Source organism: Methylobacterium sp. J-072 (genome assembly GCF_022829425.1).
Taxonomy (GTDB): domain Bacteria; phylum Pseudomonadota; class Alphaproteobacteria; order Rhizobiales; family Beijerinckiaceae; genus Methylobacterium.
Genome location: NZ_JAKSYK010000180.1, coordinates 48,561 through 61,654, shown reverse-complemented (window position 1 = coordinate 61,654; position 13,094 = coordinate 48,561). Strand labels below are relative to the sequence as shown.

The following is a 13,094-nucleotide window of genomic DNA, read 5'->3' as shown; positions in this document are numbered from 1 at the left end:
ATGAACCCGTCCCGCCTCTTCATCCTCCGTCCGGTCGCCACGACGCTCCTGATGCTGGCGATCCTGATCGTCGGCGGCGTCTCGTACCTGAACCTGCCGGTCTCGGCGCTGCCGGCCGTCGACTACCCGACGATCCAGATCCAGACCTTTTATCCGGGCGCGAGCCCCGAGGTGATGACCTCCTCGGTCACGGCGCCGCTGGAGCGGCAGTTCGGCCAGCTCGCCAACCTCAACCAGATGACCTCGCAATCCTCCGCGGGCGCCTCGGTCATCACGCTGCAGTTCAACCTGGACCTGCCCCTCGACATCGCCGAGCAGCAGGTCCAGGCGGCGATCAACGCCGCCGGCAACCTGCTCCCGTCGGACCTGCCGGCGCCGCCGATCTACGCCAAGGTCAACCCGGCCGACACGCCCGTCCTGACCCTGGCGCTGACCTCCAAGACCATGCCGCTGACCCAGGTCCGGGACCTGGCCGAGTCGCGCCTGGCCCAAAAGATCAGCCAGGTGGCCGGCGTCGGCCTCGTCAGCATCTCGGGCGGCCAGCGGCCGGCCGTGCGGGTGCGGTTCAACGCCCGGGCGCTCGCTGCCTACGGGCTGAACATCGACGATTTGCGCACGACCATCACCAACCTCAACGTCAACACCCCCAAGGGCTCGATCGACGGGCCGAAGCAATCCTACGCGATCAACGCCAACGACCAGATTCGCGACCCGAAGGCCTACAACGCGGCGATCATCGCGTATCGCAACGGCGCCCCGGTGATGCTCTCGGAGGTCGCCGACGTGGTCGAGGGGCCGGAGAACACCAAGCTCGGCGCCTGGGCCGACGGGACGCCGGCGGTGATCCTCAACATCCAGCGCCAGCCGGGCGCCAACGTCATCGCCACGGTCGACAAGATCAAGGCGCTGCTCCCCCAGATGCAGGCGAGCCTGCCGACCGCTGTGGCGGTGACGCCGCTCACCGACCGCACCACCACGATCCGCGCCTCCGTGGAGGACGTGCAGTTCGAGCTGGGCCTGGCGATCGCGCTGGTCGTGCTGGTGATCTTCCTGTTCCTGCGCAGCCTGTCGGCGACCCTGATTCCGAGCCTGTCGGTGCCGCTGTCGCTGATCGGCGCCCTGTCGGTGATGGACCTGTACGGCTTCTCCCTCGACAACCTGTCGCTGATGGCGCTGACCATCGCCACCGGCTTCGTGGTCGACGACGCCATCGTGGTGATCGAGAACATCGCCCGTCACGTCGAGGCCGGCGATTCGCCCCTGGAGGCGGCGCTCAAGGGGTCGCGCGAGATCGGCTTCACGATCATCTCGCTCACCGTCTCGCTGATCGCGGTGCTGATCCCGCTGCTGTTCATGGGCGATGTGGTCGGGCGCCTGTTCCACGAATTCGCGATCACGCTGGCGGCCACCATCGTGATCTCCGCGGTGGTCTCGCTGACGCTGGTGCCGATGCTGTGCGCGCGCCTGCTCAAGCACGCCCCCGAGGCCCAGATCCGCCGCCGCGAGGGCGTGTTCGCCCGCGCGGGCCGGCGCGCCACCGACGGCACCATCGCCGCCTACGGCCGCGCGCTCCAGGTGGTGCTGAACCATCAGGGCCTGACCCTGCTGGTGGCCCTCGGGACCCTGGTCCTCACGGTCTACCTGTTCGTGGTCATCCCCAAGGGCTTCTTCCCGGTGCAGGATACCGGGGTGATCCAGGGCATCACCCAGGCGGACCAGTCGGTCTCCTACGGCGCAATGGCCGAGCGCCAGCAGCGGATGGCCGCGCTCGTCCTGCAGGATCCGGACGTGGCGAGCCTGTCCTCGTTCATCGGGGTCGACGGCCAGAACGTCACGCTCAATTCCGGCCGGATGCTGATCAATCTCAAGCCGCGCGACCAGCGGACGGATTCGGCCGGTGCGATCATCCGGCGGATCAACGCGGCGACCCGGGCCGAGCCGGGCATGCGTCTGTACATGCAGCCGGTCCAGGACCTGACCATCGACACCGCGGTCTCGGCGACCCAGTACCAAGTCATCCTCGAGACCCCGAACCTCAACGATTTCGAGACCTGGGTGCCGCGCTTCACCGAAGCCCTGGCGAAATCCCCCGTGGTCGCCGACGTGGCGAGCGACCACCAGGCTCAAGGGTTGGCCGCCTACGTCACCATCGACCGCCCCACCGCGGGCCGCTACGGCATCACCCCGGCGACCATCGACAACGCCCTCTACGACGCCTTCGGCCAGCGGATCATCTCGACGATCTTCACCCAGTCCAACCAATACCGGGTGATCCTGGAGGCCGACCCGAGCCTGCACACGACCGTGCGCAGCCTCGAGACGATCTACCTGCCGTCCTCGACGGCGACCAACGGCCAGGTGCCGCTCTCCGCGGTGGCGCGGATCAGCGAGCGGCGGGCGCCCCTGCTGATCTCGCATCTCGGGCAGTTCCCCGCCACCACGGTGTCGTTCAACCTCGCCCCCGGGGCGGCCCTCGGGCAGGCGGTCGAGGCGATCGAGCAGGCCAAGGCCGCGATCGACCTGCCGCCCTCGTTCCGGGTGGTGCCGCAGGGCTCGGTCTTCGCGTTCCAGTCGGCGCTCAGCAACGAGCTGTTCCTGGTGCTCGCGGCGATCATCACCGTCTACATCGTGCTGGGCGTGCTCTACGAGAGCTTCATCCACCCGATCACGATCCTGTCGACCCTACCGTCCGCCGGCATCGGGGCGCTGCTCGGCCTGATGCTGTTCGGCCTGTCCCTCGACATCATCGCAGTGATCGGCATCGTGCTCTTGATCGGCATCGTGAAGAAGAACGCGATCATGATGATCGACTTCGCGCTCCAGGCCGAGCGCGAGGACGGGCTCGATCCCCGGGAAGCGATCTTCCAGGCTTGCCTGCTGCGCTTCCGCCCGATCCTGATGACGACGCTGGCGGCCCTGTTCGCCGCGGTACCGCTGATCCTCGGCACCGGCGTCGGCTCGGAGCTGCGCCAGCCGCTCGGCATCTGCATCGCCGGCGGCCTGATCGTCAGCCAGATTCTGACCCTGTTCACGACCCCGGCGATTTATTTGGCCTTTGATCGGCTGGAGCGCCGGATCGCCGGGCGGCGGGCGCCGGATGTCGCGGGCGGCGAGGCGCTGCCGTGAACATCTCCGAGCCGTTCATCCGCCGGCCGGTCGCGACCACGCTGCTCACGATCGGCGTGCTGCTCGCCGGCCTGTTCGCGTTCCTGAAGCTGCCGGTGGCGCCGCTGCCGCAGATCGACTTCCCCGTGATCCTGGTCCAGGCCCAGATGCCGGGCGGAAGCCCTGAGACCATGGCGACCACCGTGGCGGCGCCCCTCGAACGGCGGCTCGGCGCCATCGCGGACGTCAACGAGATGACCTCCACGAACGCGCTCGGCTCCACTCGGATCGTGCTGCTGTTCGGCCTGAACCGCGACATCGACGGGGCGGCGCGCGACGTGCAGGCGGCGATCAACGCGGCGCGTGCCGACCTGCCGGCCTCGCTCAGGCAGAACCCGACCTACCGCAAGTTCAACCCCGCCGACACGCCGATCATCATCCTGGGCCTGACCTCGGAGACGCTGACGCGCGGCCAAGTCTACGATTCCGCCGCCACCGTGGTGCAGCAGAAGCTGTCGCAGCTGCCCGGCGTCGGCAACGTCGATATCGGCGGCTCGTCCCTGCCGGCGGTGCGGGTGGAGCTCGATCCCACCGCCCTGTTCAACTACGGCATCGGCCTGGAGGGCATCCGGGCGGCGCTCGCCTCGGCCAACGCCAACTCGCCCAAGGGCGAGATCGATGCCGGGGGCCGGCGCTACCAGCTCTACGCCAACGACCAGGGCCGCAAGGCCGAGGATTACCGCGACATCATCGTGGCCTACCGCAACGGCGCCGCGGTGAAGCTCACGGATGTGGGCCAAGTGCTCGACGGCGTCGAGGACAAGCGCAACCTCGGCATCGTCAACGGCAAGGCCGGGGTGCTGCTGTTCGTCTACAAGCAGCCCGGCGCCAACGTGGTCGAGACCATCGACGCCGTGAAGGCGGCCCTGCCGCAGCTCACCGCGGCGCTGCCGGGCGGCATCGACATCAAGCTCACCGGCGACCGCAGTGCCACGATCCGGGCGTCGCTGGCGGCCACCGAGGAGACGCTGCTGGTGGCGGTCGGCCTCGTGATCCTGGTGGTGTTCGCCTTCCTGCGCTCCGGCCGGGCGACCCTGATTCCCGCGGTGGCGGTGCCGATCTCGATCATCGGCACCTTCTCGGCGATGTACCTGCTGGGCTACTCGCTCAACATCCTGTCGCTCACCGCGCTGATCATCGGCACCGGCTTCGTGGTCGACGACGCGATCGTGGTACTGGAGAACGTCCAGCGCCACATCGAGGACGGCAAGCCCCGGATGGAGGCGGCGCTGATCGGCGCCCGGGAGGTCGGCTTCACGGTGATCTCGATGAGCCTATCGCTGATCGCGGTGTTCCTGCCAATCCTGCTGATGGGCGGCCTGATCGGGCGGATCTTCCAGGAATTCTCCGTCACCCTGTCGCTGTCGATCCTGATTTCCTTGGTGTTGTCGCTCACGACCACACCGATGATGTGTGCCCGGCTGCTGCGGCCCGAGGGGCACGGGCGCCCGGCGGGACGCCGCCCGAACATTCTGATCCGCGGCCTGGAGGGCGGCTTCTCCTGGCTGCTCGACGCCTATGCGCGGACGCTCGAAGTGGCGCTCGCCCACCCCCGCCTGGTGCTGCTGAGCCTGCTCGCCACCGTGGGGCTCAACGTCTACCTCTACGTCATCGTGCCGAAGGGCTTTTTTCCCGAGCAGGATACCGGCCAGATGATGGGCGGCATCCAGGCCGACCAGCGCATCTCGTTCCAGTCCATGGAGGCCAAGCTCCGGCAGGCCACCACCATTGTGGGTGCGGATCCGGCGGTGGAGAGCGTCGTCGGCTTCACGGGCGGGCGCGGCACCAACTCGGCCAACGTGTTCATCGGCCTGAAACCCATCGGCGAGCGGGCGCCGATCTCGGAGGTGATGGCGCGGCTGCGGCCGAAGCTGGCCCAGGTGGCGGGGGCGCGGCTCTACGTCTTCCCCCGCCAGGACCTGCAGATGGGCGGGCGCCAGAGCTTCGCCCAGTACCAGTACACCCTCCAGGGCGACACCGCCGAGGAGCTGTTCGCCGCCGCCCCGAAGCTGCTCGCCGCCCTGCAGAAGGATCCGACCTTCGCGGACGTCACCTCGGACCAGCAGGAGGGCGGCCTGGAGACCCGGGTGGTGATCGACCGCGCCACGGCGTTCCGGTACGGCATCACCCCGAACAAGATCGACAACACGCTCTACGACGCCTTCGGCCAGCGCCAGGTCTCGACGATCTACAACCCCCTGAACCAGTACCACGTCGTGATGGAGATCGCCCCGCGCTACCTGGAATCCCCCGAGACCCTGAAGCAGATCTTCGTCTCGACCTCCGGGGGCAACGCGCCGGGCTCGGCCACCACCAACGCGGTGGCCGGCACCGTGGCGGCGGCAGGGGGCGTCAACACCAACGCGGCCACCGGCACCAGCAGCCCGGGGAGCGGCGCCGCGGCCTCGACCGGGGCGACCACCGGTACGGGGGCAGTCGGCGGCGCGTCCACCGGCGTCGCCGCGGCGGCCGCGGCCGCCGCGAGCACAGCCGATGCGTCCTCGAACGCCGCCGCGATCGCCTCCGATTCCGCCCGCAACGCCTCGTCCAACGCCATCGCGGCCAGCAAGGGCAGCGCCTCGTCGAGCGCCCCCGTCTCGGCCGCCAAGGAGACCATGATCCCGCTCTCGGCCTTCGCGCGGATCGAGCCCGGCAGCGCCCCCGTGCAGGTGAGCCACCAGGGCCTGTTCGTGGCGACCACGATCTCGTTCAACCTCGCGCCGGGCAAGAGCCTGTCGGACGCCACCGAGGCGATCGACCGGGCGATGTCGTCTCTGCGTCTGCCGGCCACGATCCACGGCGAATATGCCGGCGCGGCCAAGAACTACGTCGCTTCGGCTTCGCGCCAGCCGCTGCTGATCCTGGCCGCGATCCTGGCGGTCTACGCGGTGCTCGGCATCCTGTACGAGAGCTTCGTGCACCCGCTGACGATCCTCTCGACCCTGCCGTCGGCCGGCGTTGGCGCGGTGCTGGCCCTGCTGGTGACCGGCACCGAATTCACCATCATCGCGCTGATCGCGGTGTTCCTGCTGATCGGCATCGTGAAGAAGAACGCGATCATGATGATCGACGTCGCCCTCGACGCCGAGCGGACCCGGGGCGCGAATCCCGTGGACGCGATCCGTGAGGCCTGTCTCGTGCGCTTCCGGCCGATCATGATGACCACGCTGGCCGCGATGCTCGGCGCCGTGCCGCTGATCCTGGCCACCGGCGAGGGGGCCGAGCTGCGCCGGCCGCTGGGCATCGCCATCGTGGGCGGATTGATCGTGAGCCAGATCCTGACCCTGTACACCACCCCCGTCGTCTACCTGACCCTCGACCGCCTCCGGCACCGGGTGCTCGCCCGCCGCCGCCGCGGCGCCGGGCCCGGCGGCGCAGCGGCACTGCCGGCCGGAGAGTGATGCGTTCGTTTTCACGTGAAACACCGGCGGCACCCGCGCGCGCGCCTATTTCTTCGGGCTCTGCGGGCTCCCCCCACGCGTCGGCGACACATGAGGCGCAGGTCCCCTCTCCCGCACGGGAGAGGGGGTCCGCTGCGGCCCGCTCGCTGCTGACGGAAGAGCGTCTTCCCTACGGAGAGGGGGGAGGGAGACGCGCCCGCAGCCTCGGGCTGCGCCATATCCTCTGTCTCCCCCTCATCCCCGCCCTGGCGGGTTGCGTCGTCGGCCCCGACTACACCCGGCCCTCCGTCGAGACGCCGCTGGCCTATCGAGAGGGCGGCAAGCGGGAAGACAGCCCGGCCGTCGTGGCGGCGCGCAAGAAAGGCTGGCGCGAGGCCCGGCCCAACGACGCGGTGGAGCGCGGCGACTGGTGGCGGGTGTTCAAGGACCCGACCCTCGACCGCCTGATCCGCCTGGTCGATGTCGACAACCAGTCCCTGCGGCAGGCAGTGGCGAATTACCGGCAGGCCCGGGCGCTCGTCGCCTCGGCCCAGGCCGCCCTCTACCCGACGGTGGTCGGCGCGCCGAGCATCACACGAACCGGCAGCGGCAGCACCGTGCGCACCAGCGCCTCGCTACTCGGCCAAGCGAGCTGGGAGCTCGACCTGTTCGGCGGCACCCGCCGGAACATTGAGAGCGAGGCGGCGCTGGCCCAAGCGGATGCCGCCACGATCGCTGCGACCCGCCTGACCATCCAGGCCGAAATCGCCGCCGATTACCTGACCGTGCGCTACGCCGACGCCCTCCAGAAGGTGCTCGACGAGAACGTCGCGAACTTCAAGAAGACTTTAGGGATCACGGAGAACCAGTACGCGGCCGGCGTCGCGGCCCGCTCCGACGTGATCACCGCGCAGACCCAGGTCCAGACCATCGAGGCGCAGGCCATCGCGGTCCGGCTGACCCGGGTCCAGTACGTGAACGCCATCGCCACCCTGATCGGGCGCCCGCCCTCGGAGGTCTCGATCCCGGTGGCCGGCATCGGCCGCAACCCGCCGCCCGTGCCGGTCGGGATCCCGTCGGACCTGCTCGAACGGCGGCCGGACGTGGCCCAGGCCGAGCGCTTGGTGCAGGGGCAGAGCGAGCGGATCGGCGTCGCCGTGGCGGCCTTCTACCCCTCGGTGACGATCTCGGCCCAGGGGGGCGTCTCCGGGCTGACCCGCAATGGCCTGTTCTCGGCCGCCAACCAGGTCTGGTCGACGACGGCGGCAGGGACCGAAGTCCTGTTCGACGGTGGCGCGCGCACGGCGGCCGTCCGCTCGGCCGAGGCCGGCTACGACGCCGCGGTGGCCAATTACCGGCAGGTGGTGCTCGCCGCCCTGGCGGAGGTCGAGAACCAGATGGCGGCCTTGCGCATCCTGGGCCTGCAGCAGGGCGCCCAGGACGCCGCCGTCGAATCGTCCCGCAAGGCTGTGGAGATCACCCTCAACGAGTACCGGGCCGGCACGCAGAACTTCACCACGGTGGTGACCGCGCAGGGCCTGCTCGTGAGCAACGAGATCAACGCCCTCCAGGTCCGGCTCAACCGCTTCACCGCGGCGGTCACGCTGATCCGGGCGCTCGGCGGCGGCTGGGACGTGCGCTCCCTGCCGAGCGATGCCGAACTGAAAGGCCCGACCCTGCCGATCGACCGGGGCGGCCAAGCCGTCCGCGTGGACGAGTAGCGCGCACGATCCTGGATTCAAAAGGTCCGGGACCTTTTGCGGGTCCAGGGCGGAGCCCTGGTGTCGGGCTTGGCCCGATGCATCGGGGGCCGAGTCCTGGAGATCTTGCCCCGACCCCCGCCAAAGGGCTGAGCCCTTTGGGATCCCGGATCAGGCACGCTCCGTATGCCCCGGGCAGGGCTGCACTTCGATCGTGACGTGGCTCAGGCCCCGCAGCCCGGCGAGCCGGGCCTTGTAGTGCGCCGGCGGTTGCGGGTGGTCGCTGACCAGGGCGATCACGGCGGCCCGATGACCCGGCCCCACCTGCCAGAGATGCAGATCGCTCACCCGGTCGCCGTCCGTCTCCAGGCGGGCGCGGATCTCCGCGGTGGCGGCCGGCGACGGCCTTGCGTCGAGGAGCACGAGGCCCGCCGTCCGCAGGAGGCTCCAGGACCAGGCCAGGATCACCACCGTGCCGACCAGGCCCATGGCCGGGTCGAGCCAGGCGAGGCCGAGATACAGGCCGCCGAGCAGGGCGGCGATCGCCAGGACCGAGGTCAGCGCGTCGGCCAACACGTGGATGTAGGCGGCGCGGAAATTGGTGTCGTGACCGCCATGGCCGTGGCCTCCATGCCCCCCGTGGCCGCCATGCGCGTGGCCGTGAGGGCCATGGTCGTCGTGGTCGTCGTGCAGGAGCCAGACGCTGGCGAGGTTCACGGCCAGCCCCAGGACCGCGATCGGGATCGCCTGCCCGAAACCGATCGGCGCCGGGTGGAGCAGCCGGTCGAGGCTCTCGGCGCCGATCAGCAGGGCGATCAGGCCCAAAATGATCGCGCTCGCGAAGGCCGCCAGATCCCCGAACTTGCCGGTGCCGAAGCTGAAGCGCGGATCCTCCGCGTGCCGCCGGGCGAAGCGGTAGGCCAGAGCCGCGATGCCGAGCGCCGCCGCATGGGTCGACATGTGCCAGCCATCGGCCACCAGGGCCATCGACCCGAACCACGTGCCACCGGCGATCTCGACGACCATCGTGACGGCCGTCAGCGCCACCACGGCCCAGGTCCGGCGCGCGTGGCGATCGTGCCGGTCTCCCAGGAAGACGTGGCCGTGGCTCCAGGGTTCGAGGGAATGGCTGTGCATGCGAATCGCCCCATCATAAGCTCGGCGCAGCATAGAGGCGGACAGCCGGAACGGGCATTGCTACGACGGGTTGTCACGCCGATTTGCTGCACCGCAGCCCGAAGGGAGCCAGGAATGGCCGAGCAGACGATAGCCCTCAAGGACGACGCGGCCAGCGGCACCAAGCCGGCGCCGCCCTGCACGCTGGTGATCTTCGGAGCCGGCGGCGACCTGACCAAGCGCCTGCTGATGCCCTCGCTCTACAACCTCGCCGGGGCCGGGCTCCTGCCGGAGGGCTTTTCGATCCTGGGCGTCGATCATTCCGACGGCACCGACGAGTCCCTGCGGGACAGCCTCACCAAGACCATGGAGGCGTTCAGCAAGGACCCGACCTCGGAATTCCATGCGGACCATATCGACCCGAAGAGCTGGGGCTTCATCCGCGACCGGCTCCACTACCTGAAAGGCGATTTCGAGAAGCCCGAGACCTTCGCAGCGGTCAAGGAGAAGGTCAGCGGCAGCGCGGTGTTCTACTGTGCGGTGGCGGCCCGGTTCTTCGGCACGATCGTCGACGGGCTCGGCCAGGCCGGGCTGCTCAAGCAGGAGAACGGCGATTTCCGCCGGGTGGTGATCGAAAAACCGTTCGGCTCCGACCTTGCCTCCGCCCGGGAACTCAACGCCCGAATCCTGAAGCAGGGCGACGAGAGCCAGTTCTACCGGATCGACCACTTCCTCGGGAAGGAGACGGTCCAGTCGATCATGGCCTTCCGCTTCGCCAACGGCCTGCTGGAGCCGGTCTGGCGGCGAGAATACATCGACAGCGTCCAGATCACCGCGGCCGAGACCGTGGGGGTCGAGGAGCGCGGCGGCTTCTACGAGCCGACCGGGGCGCTGCGGGACATGGTGCCGAACCACATGTTCCAGCTGCTCTGCATGGTCGCCATGGAGCCGCCGAACTCCTTCGACGCCGAAGCGGTCCGCTCGGAGAAGGCCAAGCTCGCCGAGGCCGTCCGGCCGATCCCGCCGGAGGACGCGGTGCGCGGCCAGTACACGGCCGGCACCTCGGAGGGGCGCGACGTGCCGGGCTACCGCGACGAGCCGCATGTCGCCGAGGATTCGGTCACCGAGACCTACATCGCCCTGAAGCTCAACATCGAGAACTGGCGCTGGGCCGGGGTGCCGTTCTACGTCCGCACCGGCAAGCGCATGACCGGCCGGCGCACCGAGATCGCCGTGCTGTTCAAGCCGGCCCCGTTCAAGATGTTCGAGGACACGCCCAACGCCGATCTCGGCCCGACCGTGATGCGGATCATGATCGACCCGGACCACGGGGTCAGCACCGAGTTCAACGTGAAGGTCCCGGGCCCGGAGATGAAGATCGGCCGGGTGAACGCGGCGTTCCGCTACAAAGACTTCTTCGCCGACCAGCCGAATGTCGGCTACGAGACCCTGCTGTACGATTGCATGATCGGTGACGCGACCCTGTTCCAGCGGGCCGACAACATCGAAGCCGGCTGGGCCGCGGTCGATCCCCTGCTCAAGGGCTGGCCGCAGGCGGACGTGAAACCCTATCCGGCCGGCAGCACCGGTCCGAAGGAAGCCGACGACCTCCTGGCCCGAGACGGCCGCCACTGGCTGGGCCTCGACGGCAAGACGGATTGAAGCCAGCGCCCCGGGGCCCGGCATCAATCCTTCGGAATCCTGTATTCAAAAGGTCGTCGACCCAGCCCTTTGGCGGGGTTCAGGGGCGGAGCCCTTGGGACAGGTCCCGGACCTCGTGGATCCAGGACCTGACCTGATCAGGTGTTCATCGAGTCGAAGAAGTCGCTGTTGCTCTTGGTCTGGCGCAGCTTGTCCATGAGGAACTCGATCGCGTCGGTGACGCCCATCGGGTTGAGGATGCGGCGCAGCACGTAGGTCTTCTTGAGGGCGTCCGGCGGGACCAGCAGCTCCTCCTTGCGGGTGCCGGAGCGGGTGATGTCGATCGCCGGGAAGATGCGCTTGTCCGAGACCTTGCGGTCCAGGATGATCTCCGAGTTGCCGGTGCCCTTGAACTCCTCGAAGATCACCTCGTCCATGCGCGAGCCGGTGTCGATCAGCGCGGTGGCGATGATCGAGAGCGAGCCGCCCTCCTCGATGTTGCGGGCGGCGCCGAAGAAGCGCTTGGGCCGCTGCAGGGCGTTGGCGTCGACGCCGCCGGTCAGCACCTTGCCGGAGGACGGCACCACGGTGTTGTAGGCGCGGCCGAGCCGGGTGATTGAGTCGAGCAGGATGACGACGTCGCGGCCGTGCTCCACCAGGCGCTTGGCCTTCTCGATCACCATCTCGGCGACCTGCACGTGGCGGGTGGCCGGCTCGTCGAAGGTGGAGGCGATGACCTCGCCCTTCACCGAGCGGATCATGTCGGTGACCTCCTCGGGGCGCTCGTCGATGAGCAGCACGATGAGGTAGCATTCCGGGTGGTTGATGGTGATCGACTGCGCGATGTTCTGCATCAGCACGGTCTTGCCGGTGCGCGGCGGCGCCACGATCAGGGCGCGCTGGCCCTTGCCGATCGGGGCGACGATGTCGATGATCCGGGGGCTGAAATCCTTCTTGGGCGGGTTGTCCAGTTCGAGCTTGAAGCGCTGGGTCGGGAACAGCGGCGTCAGGTTGTCGAAATGGACCTTGTGCTTAATTTTTTCAGGGTTCTCGAAGTTGATGGTGTTCACTTTGAGAAGAGCAAAATAACGCTCGCCGTCCTTGGGGCCGCGGATCGGGCCTTCCACCGTGTCGCCGGTGCGCAGGCCGAAGCGCCGGATCTGGGTCGGCGAGATGTAGATGTCGTCCGGGCCCGGCAGGTAGTTCGAGTCGTTCGAGCGCAGGAAGCCGAAGCCGTCCTGCAGCACCTCGACGGTGCCGGCGCCGATGATCTCGACCTCCTTGGCAGCGAGCTGCTTCAGGATCGCGAACATCAGCTCCTGCTTGCGCATGGTCGAGGCGTTCTCGACCTCGACCTCCTCGGCGAAAGCGGTCAGGTCGGTCGGCGTCTTGGCCTTGAGATCGAACAGCTTGACCTCGCGCACGCCCTCGAGGGCGGCGACGGTACCGGTCGCCGGGGCGTCGGCCGGATCCGCGGTCTCGGGATCGGCCAGGGGATCGGCGAAGGCGTCGGGATGTGGCGTCATGGGGTGTCTTGCAACCGACGGAGAAGGTGGGAGGGCCGGTTCTGCGCCAAGCAACCCGGGGGACGGGCGCCGGAGAGCGGGCCGCGCTGGAACAGCGAGGGGCCCGAAAGATCGTCTTGGCTGGACCGTTTTCGGCAGGACCCTCGTGGCTCACGGGCGCGCTGCGGCGCTGACCTTGTGAAGAGGGCCCACAAGAAATAACGCGTTTCTCCACCGCACTCAAGGGGCTGATGGATCGGGGGCGCCCGAGGCGGCGCGGGATCGGTGACGATGGGCCTGCATCGTCGCGGGATCAGGCGATCGCATATGCGAATGGCGATCCCGCGGGTTCGGGATTTGCACGATCCTCTAAACATCCGCTTCGTCATTCCGGGGCGCCGCAGGCGAGCCCGGAATCCAGAGCCGCCGACAGTGCAAAGCTTTGAACCGGCAGTGGTTATGGATTCCGGGTTCCGCTTCGCGGCCCCGGAATGACACAGTGGTTTATTTGGCAGCTTTCACCGTGTCGGTTGAGGGAGAGTTCGGGGGGCGATTTCCAGGATGCAAAAACCCCGCCTCCGAAGATC

At 68.7% G+C, this 13,094-nt stretch carries 6 protein-coding genes; 4 read left to right on the top strand and 2 right to left on the bottom strand.

Annotation, left to right across the window (positions count from 1 at the left end):
• From MKK67_RS21675 to MKK67_RS21665, 3 genes are all read left to right on the top strand, one after another.
• Positions 1–3,126, top strand: coding sequence for an MdtB/MuxB family multidrug efflux RND transporter permease subunit (locus MKK67_RS21675; RefSeq protein WP_243969300.1), 3,126 nt, complete (start codon positions 1–3; stop codon positions 3,124–3,126).
• On the top strand, positions 3,123–6,566 hold the full coding sequence (locus MKK67_RS21670; RefSeq protein ID WP_243969298.1) for an efflux RND transporter permease subunit: 3,444 nt from the start codon (positions 3,123–3,125) through the stop codon (positions 6,564–6,566). The genes MKK67_RS21675 and MKK67_RS21670 overlap by 4 nt, the downstream gene beginning before the upstream one ends.
• A 209-nt stretch (positions 6,567–6,775) precedes the next feature.
• The gene (locus MKK67_RS21665; protein WP_243969712.1) at positions 6,776–8,266 is read left to right on the top strand and encodes an efflux transporter outer membrane subunit; all 1,491 of its coding nucleotides are present in this window, start codon (positions 6,776–6,778) and stop codon (positions 8,264–8,266) included.
• 150 nt (positions 8,267–8,416) lie between these two features.
• On the opposite strand, the gene dmeF is transcribed toward MKK67_RS21665, so the two are convergent.
• The gene (dmeF, locus tag MKK67_RS21660) at positions 8,417–9,382 is read right to left on the bottom strand and encodes a CDF family Co(II)/Ni(II) efflux transporter DmeF (protein WP_243969296.1); all 966 of its coding nucleotides are present in this window, start codon (positions 9,380–9,382) and stop codon (positions 8,417–8,419) included.
• Positions 9,383–9,496: 114 nt separating this feature from the next.
• On the opposite strand from dmeF, the gene zwf reads away from it, so the two are divergent.
• Positions 9,497–11,023, top strand: a complete 1,527-nt coding sequence (gene zwf / locus MKK67_RS21655; RefSeq protein WP_243969294.1) for a glucose-6-phosphate dehydrogenase — start codon at positions 9,497–9,499, stop codon at positions 11,021–11,023.
• A gap of 137 nt (positions 11,024–11,160) precedes the next feature.
• On the opposite strand, the gene rho is transcribed toward zwf, so the two are convergent.
• A complete protein-coding gene (gene rho, locus MKK67_RS21650) occupies positions 11,161–12,528 on the bottom strand; it encodes a transcription termination factor Rho (protein ID WP_243969292.1) in 1,368 nt (455 codons plus the stop codon).
• Between the last annotated feature and the right edge of the window lie 566 nt (positions 12,529–13,094).

Bases quoted from the DNA above. Each gene is read 5' to 3' on its own strand.
- rho (WP_243969292.1), bottom strand. From the start codon at position 12,528: ATGACGCCACATCCCGACGCCTTCGCCGATCCCCTGGCCGATCCCGAG.
- zwf (WP_243969294.1), top strand. From the start codon at position 9,497: ATGGCCGAGCAGACGATAGCCCTCAAGGACGACGCGGCCAGCGGCACC.
- dmeF (WP_243969296.1), bottom strand. From the start codon at position 9,382: ATGCACAGCCATTCCCTCGAACCCTGGAGCCACGGCCACGTCTTCCTG.
- MKK67_RS21675 (WP_243969300.1), top strand. From the start codon at position 1: ATGAACCCGTCCCGCCTCTTCATCCTCCGTCCGGTCGCCACGACGCTC.